The sequence below is a fragment of the Paenibacillus sp. FSL L8-0435 genome, assembly GCF_037965655.1.
Taxonomy (GTDB): domain Bacteria; phylum Bacillota; class Bacilli; order Paenibacillales; family Paenibacillaceae; genus Paenibacillus.
In genome coordinates, this window is sequence record NZ_CP150185.1 from 3,535,927 (window position 1) to 3,551,790 (window position 15,864).

Here is a 15,864-nt window from a genome sequence, read left to right on the forward strand (position 1 = left end):
AAACAAGAAACCCACCGAGTATAAAACTCCGGTGGGTTTCTTCTTATCATCCGATCGAAGTACCATTTGGTAGCTCGAAATCAGGTTTCAACAAAACAACATCTCCTTGTTCGGGCAGCCCGCCAAGCACCAACACTTCTGAATTGAATCCTGCTATACGACGCGGAGGGAAATTAACTACACCAATAATCTGCTTTCCGACAATAGATTCGGATGAATACCTTTTGGTGATTTGTGCACTGGATGTTTTTAATCCAATTTCGGGTCCAAAATCAATCTCAAGTTTGATAGCGGGTATTTTCGCTTTTGCAAAAAAAACGGCTTTGGTGACCGTGCCGACCCGCAGATCTAATTTTAAGAAATCATCAAAAGTTGCCATTTAAAATTCACTTCTTTCTTTATTATCCTAATTTCCTAAATCGATTAAAGCGCAGGAACTTGGACAGTTGAACATGGTAAGATTTCAGCCCAAAGTACATCAGCATGCCTAACAATGTAATTAATCCGCCTAGGAATTGAAAAGCAGAGATGGTTTCTCCCAACAGTAGATAAGCCAGCATAATGGCCAGAACGGGTTCACCGATAATGCCTACTGAAACCGTTGTTGCACCAATGGATTTGAGCAGCAGATTGAAAATATACTGACCAAAAATAGTGGGTATGATCGCAAGTAGGAGGAAATACAGCCAATCGGATGATTCGTAATTGGTCAACGAAAAGTTATTCAATAAACTGTAGACCAGCAGGACACTTCCGCCAATCATAAAAACAACAACACTGTATATATTCGCGTCGATTTTTCGACTTACTTTCTGTCCCACCAGCATATACGCCGACACCAGAATGGTTCCTACCAGTGACAGCGCGTCACCGATCAGAGCCTCTCTTGAAATGCCTATATCTCCCCAGGCGATAATCACCGAACCGAATAGGGCGGTAATTAAACATAGAATGGTAGGTATACTTACTCTTTCCTTAAACATAAAGTATGACCCGATCATCACAAACAAAGGTTGCAGCGCCAGAATGACCATGGAACTAGCGACTGAGGTGTATACCAGCGATTCCATCCAGAACAAGAAGTATAGACCCAGAAGCAGGCCAGCCAGAAAAACGGTGCTCCAATCCTTTGAATTCAGTTTTAAGAAACGAATCGTTTTCCAGGGGATAAAAGGAAGCATAATAATGGCCGATATATATAGCCTGTACATACCGGCTATAGCGGTCGGAGTATCCGAAGACTTGATCATGATTGAAGAGACGGATACCGACAAAATGGCGATAAAAAGTAGTACATAAGGATGAAAAAGTAGCGATGGTTTAGTTTCTTTCACATATAAGCCTCCAAAAGTTCTTATCCGGTCGTCTGTGCACAGGCTCTTGTGATAAGTCAAAGATTTGATATAATAATATCATTATTTTTGTGGATTTCGTGCAATTAAATCGCTGGATAATATAGATATATCGTCAAAGAAAGGAATATCATAACATGGCGAAGCAACTTTATGAGGATATTCTGTATTCCGATCATTCGTTTCCCTATATCATGTACACACATACACGTCATACAAGTATCCCCGAAGGCAGAGGGTTCAACGATCTGCATTGGCACGAAGAGCTACAGATCACTTTAGTCACAAAAGGCAAGCTGGTTATTCAGATTAACGGAATTGATTATACATTGGAAACAGGTCAAGCGATCCTGATCAACAAGAGAATTCTTCACATCGCAACTGAGCTGAGCCATGACGGTCAATATGTTAGTTTCAATTTTCCCGAAAAGCTATTAGCCTTTCATGTAGACAGTGCAATGGAAAAAAATTATGTATTGCCGTATACCAATTCTTCCTTGGTTTCGCTTGTGATTACAAAAGATTCGGAGTGGGAAACGCAGATATTAGACATGCTTTGGGGAATGAGGGAGACGTTTAATGCAGAGAAAACATGGGGATGGGAATATGAAATTTCAATTAAAACAGTACAACTATGGTTTGTATTAATATCCAACATTTCGATTCCTTCCGAGGAAACCCCGAGAAGCGAGAAGCGTCAGCAGGAAAGACTACAGTTAATGCTCAGCTTCATCCATCAAAATTACGCTCATCCGGTTACCCTTCGTGAGATTGCTGATGTCGCGCATTTGAGCATTTCAGAGTGCACGAGATGTTTTAAGAAAACGGCTCATATGACGCCATACGAGTATCTAATCAAATATCGGATTAAGAAGAGTAAAGATCTCTTAATATCAACAAATGATACAATAACCGAGATCGCTCAGAAAGTAGGGTTTAATCACGTAAATCACTTTATCCAGTCTTTCAAAAAGCACGAAGAAAGAACACCGAAAGAGTTTCGGTGCTCTCCATACCCTGTATAAATGCTAAACGAATGCTCTTTTACGTTTTTAGCGAATCTTAAAATTTAGCCTGAATTTCTTTTAAAAACAAATCCGCAGCGGTCGAAAAGACTTGATGTTTTTTCCAAACCATACTTAAACCAGATTCAAGTCTTGGCTCCAGGGGTCTGAAACAAAGGTCGCTTTCACTGGATGTATTCACTATTTTATCAAGTGTTAATGCATAACCAATGCCTTCTTCAACCATAATGGCAGCATTATATGCAAGATTGTATGTAGTAACGACGTTTAATTTGTCAAAATCTTCCCCAAACCAATCCGCAAACTCATTTTTCGAAAATGTCTGCTTCATCGACTGTCTTGAACAGATCAGTGGAACATGTAATAAGTCTATGGATTGAATCGTAGCTTTGGAGGCGAGTGGACTTTCTTTTCTCATAACCACTCCCCAAACATCCTTGTCGGAGAAATTGATATAGTTATATTTGGAGACATCCGCTGGCTGGATTAGAATACCGAAGTCAAGGAGTCCCTTGTCAAGCCGCTCAGTTACATCATCTTCGTTGCCGCTGTATAGGTGATAGCGTATATTGGGATATTTGTTCTGCACGTCTTTTGCCACTCTTGCAATCTGTTTCATGGCTTCTGTTTCTCCACCGCCTATATAAATATCTCCACTTATGGTTTCTTCCATGGATTCAAATTCTGCCTCTAATTTATCAACCATACCCACAATTTCTTCAGCCCTATTTCTTAAAAGCATACCTTCATCTGTGAGAATAATTCGGTAACTACTGCGAATAAATAATTTCTTTCCCAACTCTTGTTCAAGGTCTTTCAATTGTCTGGACAAGGTTGGCTGCGTAACATGCAGGAAATCAGCAGCACGTGTAATGCTTCCTTCTCTGGCGACCGTAAGAAAATAACGCAATACTCTAATCTCCATCGTAACTCCTCCTTTATCCTTTATATTCTACAATAAACCTTGCAGAAATGCCTTTCAAGCATAACTTGTTATAAGATATGAGTATTTGCTATGTGGTGTATAAACGCTAAACTAAAAAGCAAGGCAACTGGAGAAGAAATGGAAAGGAATGAATGATATGGATAAGACAAAAGTATGGTTTATCACTGGCTCTGGTCGAGGTATGGGCACAACTATTGCTAAGGCTGCTTTAAATGTTGGACACAAGGTTGTGGCTACCGGCCGGAATCCCGATGCAGTGGCTCGTGCGATCGGTGATTCCGAGAATGTAATGGTTGTCCCATTAGATGTTTGCGAGCCTGCTGATGCACATGCCGCAGTTAAGGCGGCAATTGAACGGTTCGGGGCGATCGATGTACTCGTAAATAATGCGGCACATTTCTGTGGAGGGTATTTTGAGGAACTGACCCCTGACCAGATTGAACATCAGCTACAGGTGGCGTTGGTGGGTTCCATGCACGTTACCCGGGCCATATTACCTGTGATGCGCAACCAACGTTCAGGACATGTGATCTCGATCTCTTCGGGTGCTGGCCTTTCAGGATTTGAGTTTAATTCGGCATACAGTGCTGCGAAGTTTGCGCTTGAGGGATGGATGGAGGCACTGGCTCCTGAGGTAGCTCCATTCGGTATTTATACGACTATAGTCAATCCCGGATTTTTCCGGACGGAATTTCTTACCGATGCATCCTCAACTTTTGCTAAGCCCTCGATTGAAGATTATGATGACCGGAGAGCTGGTCATATGGAATTTTTCAAGAATCAGAACGGGCATCAGCCTGGAGACCCAAAAAAACTTGCCAATGCCCTCCTCAAGATTGCAAACGAGGCCCAACCGCCGAGACGTTTTATTGCAGGAGCCGACGCGATAGGCATTGCAGAGCAGAAAATTGCCAACCTTCAGACAGAGATCAATGCTTACCGGGATCTCTCTAGATCCATGGCATATGACAACTAAACGAAATCACCTGCTTGTCTTCATACTGACCTTTGGTGTATTCAGTATTTTAAATACGGAGATGGGCGTAATCGGAATCTTGCCTTTGATTGCAGACCATTACCAGGTCAGTATCTCAACCGCTGGTTTGATTGTGAGTCTTTTTGCGCTTGCGGTTGCTGTATCTGGTCCCATTTTGCCCTTATTATTTTCGGGCATGAACCGCAAGTATGTCATGTTGTTCGTACTTGGCATTTTTATTGTGGGCAGCCTGGTCTCCGCTATCACATCAAACTTTACGGTATTGGTCATTGCACGTGTCGTTCCGGCTTTTTTCCATCCTGTCTATTGCTCATTGGCATTTACGGTCGCAGCGTCGTCAGTCCCCAAGGAAGAGGCGCCGAAGGCAGTGGCTAAAGTATTTGTAGGCGTCTCGGCAGGCATGGTACTCGGAGTCCCCCTTTCGAGCTTGATTGCTACCAGCACATCGTTGTTCTATGCAATGTTGTTCTTTGCCGCCGTAACGATCGTTGCATTTGTAGCAACACTTCTTTTTGTGCCCTCCATGCCAGTTACGAAAAGAATCTCTATGGGTACTCATCTGTATGTATTGAGAAGATCGGTGATGTGGCTATCCATTGCTGGCGTGATTTTCATGAACGGAGCTGTATTTGGGGTCTATAGTTACCTTGCCGAGTTTCTGAAAACCGTGACAAGATATGACTGGAACACCGTCAGTGTGTTGTTATTTCTATATGGCTTGGCCAATATGGTTGGAAACATGATAGCAGGGAAACTGCTCGCTAATTTCCCTTTAAGAACGATCAAGATGTATCCCATTGTATTAATAACGGTATACATCTTGTTGTTCACCTTCGGACAATTCAGTGTGCCAACGGCCTTCCTTATTTTCATTTGGGGGATCATAGGAGGCATAGGGGGCAATATCACTCAATATTGGGTGGTATCTGCAGCACCAGAGGCACCAGAATTGTCAAATGGGATCTTTCTAACCTCTTCCAACCTGGGAACAACACTTGGTGCTAGTGTATGTGGACTAATCGTAACTGGAATAAGTACACAATATATTGTAGTTGGAGGAATCGTATTTCTACTATTTAGTATCGTAACGAACTACTTCAGAATCTCCATGACTGGCCGATTGAAGGGTTCAAATGTTGAAAGATAAGAGGCGGACGTGGTGATAAGCGTTATACATCACCGTTTCGGCATTTTGCTCTCATCCATGTAGAGCAGATTCCAGCGGTGACCGTCCAGGTCGGCAAATCCCGCGCCGTACATCCAGCCGTCTATTTCACCAGGCTTGCCAAAGATGGTTCCTCCAGCTAACTCGACTTTTTTAATAAAAGCATCAACTTCTTCTCTGCTGTCAGCACCAATGGAAAATATCACTTCTGCGCTATGGGATGTATCTGCGGTTTTGGCACCTGTAAATTTCTCAAATGTTGCATCCGGAAAAAGCAGAATCGTTGTTGAGCCTATGACAAGTTGGGCTCTCTCGTTACCAACATTCTCCCCATGGAATCCGATCTCATTAAAAAAGGCAGTGGATTTCACAACATCTTTCACCGGCAGGTTCATCCAGATTTTTTGTGACATGGCTGTAGCCTCCTTGAGTATATTTTCAACACTCTTACTATACTCTACCTCAATTCAAAATTACATAATCGGGTACATATGAAGGATGATTTAGGGAAATCCGAATCGTTTTAGTCAATTCAAAATCCAAATTAAAAGAGCAATCTCCAATGAGGTTGCTCTTTTGGTTATGGCTTATTTTTCCAAACAGTGTACACACAGTTTCTTCCTCCGGCCAGAATGTATTCTCCACGTTCAATATGAACATTATCGCCTAGAACCGTTTTGAATAAATGTAACTCATTCTTGCATAACCCGGTACATACCGCGGCCGCTTCACAGATCGGACAATGTTTCTCAATGAGTAGGAGACTACCATCATCCTGCTCCTTAACCTCGGCCATATAACCTTCATTGGTACGAATTTCGGCCAATTTCTCCAATCTCTCTTTAACTCCTGATGAATCACCAAGATGCTGAAGATATTGTTCTTGCATATTTTTATTTCGAACATCCAGCAGCTTGTCCAGCCCTTCAGTACCAAAAGCTTCTTTCATCGAATGGATGAGACTGACGGATAAATCGGAATATCCACTTGGGAAAAAACGATTAGCCGCGGGAGTTAATATCCATAACTTGGTGGGTCGACCCATGGGACGGGACTCTTCCACAGTGGTAACCAATCCTTCTCCTTTTAGCGCATTCAGATGTTGACGAATAGCCATTCCGGATAACGAAAACTGAGAGGAGAGAGTGACAACATCCATTCCCCCGCGCTCTTTTAACAGATTAATAATTGCTCTCCGGGTACTGGTCGAGACATCCTTTTTGGTTTGATTTCCGCTCATGGTTTACCTCCTTGTGACGCAACTGAATCTACATGACTAACTACATTTTAAACAAAAATGTTGACAAAGTCAAAGCCGAACTGTAGCTTAGACATTATAAACAAAAATGTTTACTAAGTATCCGGATACGATGTATACATACCAATTTTCTTGGAGGTCACATTTCATGCCATGGGTTTCCATCTCTTGTTGATCGTCACGAGTATCATTGCCAGCACTCGGATCTCACCACGAAGATGAATAAGGAAGTGGGTGTACAGACCATTGCTCACTGAGGATCCGAATAAACTATTTACAGCTTATCGCATCATCGGAACGAAATGGACGATCCATATTTTATGTGCTCTGTCTCAAGGCCCGAAGAGATTCGGTGAAATATTCGATAACATTCCTTCCATTTCCGAAATGATCCTCTCCAGACGTTTAAAGGGTCTTCAAGATGATCATTTGGTCAAAAGAACAATACGGACACGCCCTACACAAATTATTTATGAACTTACGCCAAAAGGAGCTGCTCTTGCAGCATTCATACCCTGTCTAATGGACTGGGATACCAAATTTCAAAATGATACCACCGGGAGGAATAAAGATGATCATTGAGGTCAGTGATACAGCATCGGACAAAATCGTTGAGATCTTATCAAGTGCGGATATCCAAAATGCCTTTCTTAGAGTAGGCGTTGATGAAGGGGGATGCAGTGGTTTGTCTTATACCCTTATCGTGGATGAACAGCAGGCAGAAGAAGACATTGTGTTAAATAAAAAGCAATTTAAAATATTGGTTCACGCAAACAGTATTCCATATATTGATGGGCTTGAGATTGACTATGAAGAGAGCGGAATGTTAGGCGGATTCACCATGAATAATCCAAATGCCAAAGTTTCATGTGGATGCGGGGCCAGTTTCAGAATGGCCAATTATCGTGGCGAAGTGAAAAAATGTGATTAATGAAGGAAAGAGTGCAGAGCAATGATCTCATTTGTAGTATCTGAACAAGCAATCGATTCATTTAAGAATGAATGGGAATTGGAAGAGGACCAATATGTAAGGATTTACGCAAAATATGTCGGAGGAGGCTCCGATGCTTTTACAATTGGCATCAATGCGAGTGCTACACCGGTCGATCCCGCACTGGTTCAATCCATTGGAGGATTTCATTTCTTTGTTGAAAAAACAGATGCCTGGATCCTGGAGGATGAACTCTCCAAATTGACTGTAATGAACATGGCATATTTTCAAGCAAAATCTCCTATTAAACATGGGAATCCTATTCTAAATCATGGTCTTACTTTTTAAACATTTAACTTTACAAAGTATAACACTTCATGTATATTCAGGGAGTAAAAAGGTTTATTTTACCATAATATCCATCAAATTATGGAGGTGTGGAAGACAAACAACAATCAGATTGGGATTTTTGATGCTCAGTACAGGGCGCCTACAATTGGGATTATGCTGGTTCTGGCAACCGTAGCTTTTGAAGGACTGGCTATCACAACGATTGCCGCGAAAATGGCACAAAGTTTAGATGGTATTCATTTATACGGTTGGATCTTCAGCGCATTTTTGTTATCTCAGCTTATTGGAACTTTGGTTATGGGTCAGCAGATTGACAAGCGCGGCGTTTTTACATCCATGCTGATATCTTTTAGTGTTTTTGTGTTAGGAACTGTGGTCTCCGCTATTTCTTTCGATATGCACATGCTTATTGCCGGAAGAGCCCTTCAAGGTTTTGGAGCAGGGGGCCTGATCACATGTGTTTATACCTGTGTGACGTTACATTATCCAGATACACTTCGTACTCAAATCCTGGCCGCATTCTCCATGGCATTTGTCCTGCCTACCTTAATCGGACCTTATGCAGCAGGCCTTATAGCTTCCTACATCTCGTGGCGATATGTTTTCTGGATCGTTTTACCCTTGATTGGAATAGCGCTCAGTCTCACATTCCGTTCTTTCCGTCATTTGCAGCTTCAGCAAGATCTGTCAGGTCCAGCGCGAGCAACCGACTCAAAGATTATGTATGCGATTCTGCTTGCCGTTGGAACGGGGCTGTTACTCACAGGACTTGGTATGATAACCGATTGGAAAGGTATAGTACTCACTTTGGCTGGATTAGCCGTCATGATCACACCAATGCGTAAATTGCTGCCTGTGGGCACTTTTTCGGTAAAAAAAGGATTGCCTGCTACTTTGGTAACGAGGGGTCTATATGTTGCTTGTTATTTTACAACGGAAAGTTTTGTGATCTTGGCGCTAACCGAAGTGAAGGGGTTAGCGGCTGACCTTGCTGGCCTCATCGTAGCAGCAGGTTCTCTGAGTTGGTCCGCCGCAGCGTGGTTGCAAGCCAAGCTTGATGCACGAGATCAAGGTCGTGCCCGAAAGGGTAGGGTCATGACGGGCATTGGGATTATGATCGTTGGAACTGTACTTGTGATCCTGGCTCTTATTTTGACGGACGGCGGGATTATACTCATCCTTCTCTCACAAATGATTACAGGGTTCGGTGTTGGATTGGCCAACCCTACAACAGCAGCCATTGCTTTACAACATGCCTTGCCCAGGAAAGAGGGAGAAATGTCCGCGAATCTGCAATTTGTGGATTCCTTCTACATGGGAGTAAGCATTGGCGTTGGTGGCGCTCTAATTGCCTTGTCTGAAACGTTACAGTGGGGCATATCGACAGGTGTTTTGATCGTGTTAACACTGCAATTATTATGGGTCTTGTTAAGTTTCTTGGCATCACTACGAATTACCAAACTCGTTCATCAAGAACATCATCCATTCAACCAAGTGAAGGATAACGTCTCCATGTAACGGATGACGACCGCGTCGTTAAATACATCACGAAGAACGGGGGGACTAATTGCATTGGGAGGTGGGTAAGATGGCACGTGTATTAGTAGTCATTACTCCAGCTGAAGGACATGTGAATCCATCGTTAGGATTAGTTACTCAGTTGATAGACAATGGTGAGGAAGTCATCTATGTGTGCACGGAGGAGTACCGTTCCCGAATTGAACAAACCGGTGCCCAGATCATTACCTATCCGTTTCCACAAGATGCCTTCTCTCATGATCCGGTGTTGAAACCCCAGGAATACAAGCATCCTTATCAATTCATTTATATGATGGTAAGCGGTATTATCCGGAGAATCATCCCCAATGTAATGCAGGTGATAGAGGATCAAAAGTTCGATTATATGATCTTTGATTCCCTGATGGGATGGGGAGGGACTATTCTTGCAGAAAAACTGGGAATTCCTGCGGTGTGCTCGATTGCGTCCTTTGCTTTTGTGGAGCCTCTCGGGTCTAGCTCAGTTCTGAATGAGACGGAGACGAAGGAGCTTTATGAGGCTACGATGAAGATCACAACGGAGTTAGCCGAAGAGTTTCAAGTGAGTATTCCAGCCATAGAAGAGATTCCAGCACATGCAGGTCAGTTAAAGCTCGTGTACACCAGCCGTTATTTTCAGCCGCAGGCAGAAAAGCTGGACGATCGTTTTATTTTCACGGGTCCTTCGATCATAACACGGCAAGATGCACCGGGCTTCTCGTTTGAGTTGCTTCGTGAACGATACCCGCAAACCGTGTACATTGCTATGGGTACGATTTTAAATAAAAACTTGGATTTCTATCAGCTTTGCTTTGAAGCATTAGGGGATCTACCCGTGAATGTTGTTTTATCTTCGGGAAAATACACGGATATGGAGCCGCTGGCTGATCAAATACCTCCTAATTTTATCGTCAAGCCATACATTGCCCAGTTGGACATGCTGCAGCATACCGATGTTTTTATCACACATGCTGGAATGAACAGCACAAGTGAGGCGTTATATTACAACGTTCCGATGGTGATGATTCCATTAACATCGGATCAGCCTCTTGTCGCCAATCGGGTACAGGAGTTGGGCGCGGGTATTACTTTAAATAAACATAACCTTAGTGCAACTAACTTGAGAGAGGCATTAACAGAAGTACTACACAATTCACTTTATAGACGGCAGGCTTACCTCATTGGCGAATCTTTAAGGCAGGCTGGCGGTTACAAGCGAGCTGCCGAAATGATCATGAGTCATATGGGTTCAGGCCGGGGAAGTTACACAATTTAATGGTTTTCCATTCAAAGTCGCTTAATAAGCGGCTTTTTTTGGTTTTAATGGTCTCAAGACTTGACCTACAGTTAACTCTATGTCTTATACTCGATTAGTCTTGCAAATTATATAAGGAATTGGAGATTTTATTTATTATGGCGAAGAGCACGAATTGGAATGTTTTTGGACTCGCAATACTACTAGGTTTATTTTCTACATTAGGTCCATTTACGATTGATATGTATTTACCGGCTTTTCCGGAGATTGCACAAAATATGAATACAACGGCATCACTTGTACAATTCAGCCTTACTGCTTGTTTATTAGGACTGGGTGTAGGACAACTCGTTATGGGTCCTTTGAGTGACGCGTACGGTAGACGTAGACCATTATTGATCTGTATGGCAGCCTATATTATATGTTCCTTGGCCTGTGCTTTTGCTCCGAATATCGGACTATTGATTTTGTTTCGTTTCACGCAAGGATTTGCGGCTTCGGCTGGCATTGTCATTTCCCGTGCGATAGCTAGAGATCTATATAGTGGACATGAACTCACTAAATTTTTCTCTTTGCTGTTGCTTGTAGGGAATTTGGGGCCTCTGGCAGCTCCCATCGCGGGAAGTGGGGTTCTTTCATTCACAACATGGATTGGCGTATTTATCTGCCTTTCATTCTTGGGGATTTTCTTATTAATCATGACCAAGTGGAGCTTAAAAGAAACACACCCCGTCGAAAGACGTATGGTTCCTGACTTCAAACAGCAATTGGGTAATTACAGAATGCTTCTGCGTGACCGCAAGTTTGTTGGTTACATGCTGGCACAGGGAATCATGACAGCAGGGGTTTTTGCTTATGTGGCGGGAACACCATTTATTTACCAAAATATATATGGAGTCACACCCACAGTATTTGCTATACTGTTTGCTTCGAACGGCATCAGCTTGATCATCGGATCTCAAATCGTGGGTCGATTGGCCAAACGTATCCCTGAGCAGACGCTTCTATTATCCGGGCTGTGGCTTGCTATAATAGCAAGTGTTGCTGCTTTGGTCGTAACCCTTGCTCATGGTCCGCTTTTTGCTTTGGTTATTCCGTTGTTCTTCTTTGTTTGCTCGATCGGCATTACGTCTACAGCGGCATTCCCGCTGGCCATGGAGAGTCAAGCTAAGATGGCCGGAAGTGCAGCAGCACTGCTCGGCGTTGTTCCTTTTCTTCTGGGTGCACTGGTTGCTCCTCTGGTCGGCATCGCAGGTGAGGACACTGCCGTCCCGTTAGGACTCACTTTATTAATGACCAGTATCATTGCCATTGTTACTTATTTTCTGCTTGTTAAAAAAAATCTCACATCAACCAAAACATGCCCAGACTGATCCTAACTTTTAGATTAGAAGTAGCAAAAGGTCGATTCCAGATTGGAATCGGCTTTTTTGGCATTATGAAGTATATTAAATTCAATGAGCCGATCTGCTTTGCAGATAGATTTCCAGGTCTGGGCTCGATCCTCAATTGGCTGGTTATGAGCGGGTAAGAGCTAGTTAGCGTAGCATTTTTTTCGACCTTAAAATCGCTATTGGCTGCTTCCATGCGTGAAGGCACTGAATACGAGGCCAACGCCCTGTATTGCGTTCCGAACTTTATTGATAGATGTACTATTACAAGAACTATAGGATGTCATACATGCTTCTTGTTAGAGATGTGTTTTTGTAGGGACACAGGGTTTGACACGAGCTATTCAAATTTAAAACAACTAATGGCTTCCATATAGAGTGTGTGGAGGTCCTGGTTCTTTACGTCATTCAATACTAATTTAAAATGTGTTAACTGATTGCTCTGAAAGGCTGTCAATTCGTGAAGTTCCATCGTTTCGTGCCAAGCGAGATGATGGTTTTGTCGATTTGGTTCGTAAGTATACACATGAATCCCTCCTAAAGTTATGTGTTAGCCTATGCATGCGCCTATAAAAGGTACTGTGAACGAGACGTAAAAAAATAAAAATTAATCTGAATATATTGGGTCCATGAAATTCATAATAACCACAGACTGCGGATAGAAAGAGCCACCATTTGCAGGAAACAATTAATAGGAGGAAATACAAAAATGCAACTGCAAAACCATCAAAACATTGAAACAGGTACTGTTCCACCTCAACTGAACCATGGCGGGCATGAAATGTTTGATGTCCATGAAGTATTGGCAGGAGCGATCAATACCATGAATACGTATACCATGATGAGTGAACATGTAAAAGATCCGGAGCTTCGGGATATTTTACAACGTCAGAAGCAATTTATGACGGATGAATATAACATTACATTGGAATGTTTTAAAACCGGTCAGGATCCTTCCAAACCGACTCAAAGTTATAAAATGAATCAGGGTAACGATTTTACTTATGGCATGAAACCAAGCCAACCGAAAAAGCCAATGCAAACTGCAGGTGAGATATGCGACCAAAGCATCTCTCTTAGTATGTTAAATGCAGTAAAATCAGGGCTGTAATGAAAACAACAGCAGCATTGGAAACAACGAATCCTGTTGTACGCCGTGTGCTTGCGGATTCCTTACCAAACTGTATTGAAATGGCATATGAGATCTCGATTTATCAAAATAAGAATGGCTTCTACCAAGTACCACAGCTTGCCCAGCAAGATATGCAGCAAATGCAAAATGGATATGCTCCTGCACCGCTTCAGCCGCAAATCCCTGGTAACCTTCCCCACTAAAAATGAAGCGCCGTATCTCATTTCGAGATACGGCGTTTTATTTGTTACCATTTTGAAACAGGTCTGCAATGAAAGCCGTCATCTATACTAAGGATGTTCAGTCAAACTGGACAAAGGAACTGTCATTTCCTGCTCTGAGTCTCCGACCGGATAGATTCGGGCCGTTTCATCCTCATTGACATGCTGGATAAAGATAGGGGTATCCTGATAAGTTACCTTTTTCATAATGGTCGATTCAGATATTTCGATCGCTCTTTGTTTGTTCATAACGTTCTCCTTATCCCGAATGGTCATTTGTTGATCAACAAGACGGTGAGGTTTTTAAAACTCTGCATCACTACAATGCACCAAACCGTGCAAGTTTATGCAAAGTTTGTAGAGAAAGATTGGTGGAGTAAGCATTCCCCGACAGTACATGTTATTATTCTTGTTGAAAAGAATATAGCATTTACATCATTGAAAGATTACGAGGAGGTTTACTTCTATGGAGTTTAATATATTTGTAGTTGAAGATGATAATGCATTATTTGAAGCGTTGAAAAAAGGACTGGAAGCATGGGCTTTACAGGTTACAAGACCTGATGATTTTCATGAAGTCATGCGGTCATTTCAGGATCAACAACCACATCTTATTATCATGGACATTACGCTCCCTAAGTATGATGGTTTTCATTGGTGCAGAGAAATCCGTTCGGTATCCGAGGTACCTATCATTTTTCTATCTTCCCGTGATCACCCTTTGGATATGGTCATGGCACTTAATATGGGTGCGGATGACTTTGTACAAAAACCCTTTCATACGAATGTGCTATATGCCAAAATCCAGGCGCTTCTTCGCAGAACTTATGCTTATGGGGAAGGCCAGACAGATATTCTCGAATGGAATGGTGCCTTAGTTGATCTGAAGCGAGGTGTTATCCGAAAATCAGACGAGGAAGCAGACCTGACCAAAAATGAATTCTTCTTGTTGATTGCGCTCGTGAAAGCTAATAATGTCATTATCTCCCGTCATGACTTGATCCGTAAGCTATGGGAGGACGAGCAGTTCGTAAACGATAATACCCTTACAGCTAATATCACCCGGCTAAGGCAGAAATTAGAACCACTTGGACTCTCGGATGCGATTGTCACAAAGAAAGGGATGGGTTATATGGCCGTCACTTTATAGGGGGTATAGCCGCATGTTAATCCGTTACATCAGAACAAGAAAAAGCTGGATCCTGCTTTTTGTTAGCTTGCTAGGTCTGACCGATGTACTTATCCTTATTGAGCAGGGAATCCATGTAGAATTGACATCTCTCCTATATTTAAATGGTCTGTATATAATTATATTTCTTGTATTTTTTCTATGGCGTTACAAGAAAGAAACCAAATATGCAGCAGCGCTCCTCGAGCTGCAAGAAGTCATGGCCTCGGATTGGATGGAGAGTCTTCCGGAACCTGAGCATGAACTCGATAGTATAACGAACGATGTATTACGAGAGGCCTTTTATCAGTTCAACCGCAAGTTATCTCATGATAAGGAAGTCCAACTGATCGAGAACGACTTCACTGCCTCCTGGATTCATGAGGTTAAAACGCCTCTTACTGCTATGAAACTGATTCTGGACGCACGACCGAGTGATCCGGATCTAAGTAGAATTGAATCAGAATGGCTGAGGATCCATCTTCTCATAGACCGTCAGTTGTATATGACACGTCTTCCTGCCTTGGAATCAGACTTTGTGCTTGAACGAGTTTCGTTACATCGTCTTGCGGCAGAAGAAATCCGGGAATTGGCTCCATGGTGTATGGAAAAAAATTTGGCAGTCAGCATCGAAGGAAATGATGTCATGGTCGTTACGGATCGCAAATGGTGCCGCTTCATCCTTCGGCAGTTATTAACCAATGCCATTAAATACAGTCCATCCGGCAAGGCGATTACATTCATGACAGTGATGTCTGAAAAAGAGAACATTATCCTAGATTTAATTGACGAAGGTCCGGGGATACAACCGCATGACCTACCACGTATCTTTGACAAAGGATTCACAGGCGAGAATGGAAGAATTCACAATGCCGCTACCGGACTTGGGCTCTATCTTGCCCAAACTGTAGCAGGGAAAATGGGCATTGCACTTCATGTCCTAGCGGATCAGAGGCAAGGGACGACGATGCGGATCACCTTTACGGATCCCAATGCATTCGAAATGGTTAGAAGAACTCAAGAGGAAAATATCCCACTATAAACAGCCAAGATTATTCTTGACTGTTTTTTTTGTGAACATGACAAATTTGTCATCTACCTAATCAACTCGTCACCCAGAACGTACGACAAGTAGG

The 15,864-nt window shown here is 42.6% G+C and carries 16 protein-coding genes and 1 pseudogene; 11 read left to right on the forward strand and 6 right to left on the reverse strand.

The annotated features are described in order from the left end of the window. Positions 1–46: 46 nt before the first annotated feature. A complete protein-coding gene (gene csaA, locus NST33_RS15360) occupies positions 47–379 on the reverse strand; it encodes a chaperone CsaA (protein ID WP_221821219.1) in 333 nt (110 codons plus the stop codon). A gap of 22 nt (positions 380–401) precedes the next feature. Then, entirely contained in the window at positions 402–1,334 is a 933-nt protein-coding gene (locus NST33_RS15365; protein WP_221821220.1) for a DMT family transporter, read from the reverse strand. Between the two features lie 155 nt (positions 1,335–1,489). Here NST33_RS15365 and NST33_RS15370 point away from each other — a divergent pair, with 155 nt between their 5' ends. Then, positions 1,490–2,377: an AraC family transcriptional regulator gene (locus NST33_RS15370; RefSeq protein ID WP_339308565.1), complete on the forward strand. Its 888-nt coding sequence runs from the start codon at positions 1,490–1,492 to the stop codon at positions 2,375–2,377. Between the two features lie 37 nt (positions 2,378–2,414). On the opposite strand, the gene NST33_RS15375 is transcribed toward NST33_RS15370, so the two are convergent. Beyond that, positions 2,415–3,302 (reverse strand): LysR family transcriptional regulator, encoded by an 888-nt coding sequence (locus NST33_RS15375; protein WP_339308567.1) that lies wholly within the window; start codon positions 3,300–3,302, stop codon positions 2,415–2,417. Positions 3,303–3,459: 157 nt separating this feature from the next. Here NST33_RS15375 and NST33_RS15380 point away from each other — a divergent pair, with 157 nt between their 5' ends. Next, positions 3,460–4,299 carry an SDR family NAD(P)-dependent oxidoreductase gene (locus NST33_RS15380; protein WP_221821226.1) on the forward strand — a complete coding sequence of 280 codons (840 nt, stop codon included), beginning with the start codon at positions 3,460–3,462 and terminating at the stop codon, positions 4,297–4,299. Next, a complete protein-coding gene (locus NST33_RS15385; protein ID WP_339308569.1) occupies positions 4,289–5,467 on the forward strand; it encodes an MFS transporter in 1,179 nt (392 codons plus the stop codon). The genes NST33_RS15380 and NST33_RS15385 overlap by 11 nt, the downstream gene beginning before the upstream one ends. A 29-nt stretch (positions 5,468–5,496) precedes the next feature. Here NST33_RS15385 and NST33_RS15390 read toward each other — a convergent pair whose 3' ends face one another. Both NST33_RS15390 and NST33_RS15395 read right to left on the reverse strand, forming a co-directional pair. Then, the gene (locus NST33_RS15390) at positions 5,497–5,898 is read right to left on the reverse strand and encodes a VOC family protein (RefSeq protein WP_221821230.1); all 402 of its coding nucleotides are present in this window, start codon (positions 5,896–5,898) and stop codon (positions 5,497–5,499) included. A 167-nt stretch (positions 5,899–6,065) separates the two neighbouring features. After that, positions 6,066–6,725, reverse strand: a complete 660-nt coding sequence (locus tag NST33_RS15395) for a metalloregulator ArsR/SmtB family transcription factor (protein WP_221821233.1) — start codon at positions 6,723–6,725, stop codon at positions 6,066–6,068. A 589-nt stretch (positions 6,726–7,314) separates the two neighbouring features. Between NST33_RS15395 and NST33_RS15400 the strand changes: the two genes are divergently transcribed. The 6 genes and pseudogenes from NST33_RS15400 to NST33_RS15425 all read left to right on the forward strand — a co-directional run bounded on the left by NST33_RS15400 (position 7,315) and on the right by NST33_RS15425 (position 13,542). After that, positions 7,315–7,674 (forward strand): iron-sulfur cluster assembly accessory protein, encoded by a 360-nt coding sequence (locus NST33_RS15400; RefSeq protein WP_017688344.1) that lies wholly within the window; start codon positions 7,315–7,317, stop codon positions 7,672–7,674. A 21-nt stretch (positions 7,675–7,695) separates the two neighbouring features. Further along, positions 7,696–8,022: a hypothetical protein gene (locus tag NST33_RS15405; RefSeq protein WP_221821235.1), complete on the forward strand. Its 327-nt coding sequence runs from the start codon at positions 7,696–7,698 to the stop codon at positions 8,020–8,022. 81 nt (positions 8,023–8,103) lie between these two features. Further along, positions 8,104–9,543, forward strand: a complete 1,440-nt coding sequence (locus tag NST33_RS15410; RefSeq protein WP_339308573.1) for an MFS transporter — start codon at positions 8,104–8,106, stop codon at positions 9,541–9,543. Between the two features lie 70 nt (positions 9,544–9,613). Beyond that, on the forward strand, positions 9,614–10,837 hold the full coding sequence (locus NST33_RS15415) for a macrolide family glycosyltransferase (RefSeq protein WP_221821238.1): 1,224 nt from the start codon (positions 9,614–9,616) through the stop codon (positions 10,835–10,837). 137 nt (positions 10,838–10,974) lie between these two features. Next, the gene (locus NST33_RS15420; RefSeq protein WP_221821240.1) at positions 10,975–12,189 is read left to right on the forward strand and encodes a multidrug effflux MFS transporter; all 1,215 of its coding nucleotides are present in this window, start codon (positions 10,975–10,977) and stop codon (positions 12,187–12,189) included. A gap of 727 nt (positions 12,190–12,916) precedes the next feature. Beyond that, a pseudogene (locus NST33_RS15425) lies at positions 12,917–13,542 on the forward strand (spore coat protein). A gap of 87 nt (positions 13,543–13,629) precedes the next feature. On the opposite strand, the gene NST33_RS15430 reads toward NST33_RS15425, so the two are convergent. After that, complete coding sequence (locus NST33_RS15430; RefSeq protein WP_145325494.1) at positions 13,630–13,809, reverse strand: H-type small acid-soluble spore protein; 180 nt, start codon at positions 13,807–13,809, stop codon at positions 13,630–13,632. 217 nt (positions 13,810–14,026) lie between these two features. Here NST33_RS15430 and NST33_RS15435 point away from each other — a divergent pair, with 217 nt between their 5' ends. Beyond that, the gene (locus NST33_RS15435) at positions 14,027–14,710 is read left to right on the forward strand and encodes a response regulator transcription factor (RefSeq protein ID WP_221821242.1); all 684 of its coding nucleotides are present in this window, start codon (positions 14,027–14,029) and stop codon (positions 14,708–14,710) included. 13 nt (positions 14,711–14,723) lie between these two features. Further along, entirely contained in the window at positions 14,724–15,770 is a 1,047-nt protein-coding gene (locus NST33_RS15440; RefSeq protein ID WP_221821244.1) for a sensor histidine kinase, read from the forward strand. Positions 15,771–15,864 lie beyond the last annotated feature (94 nt).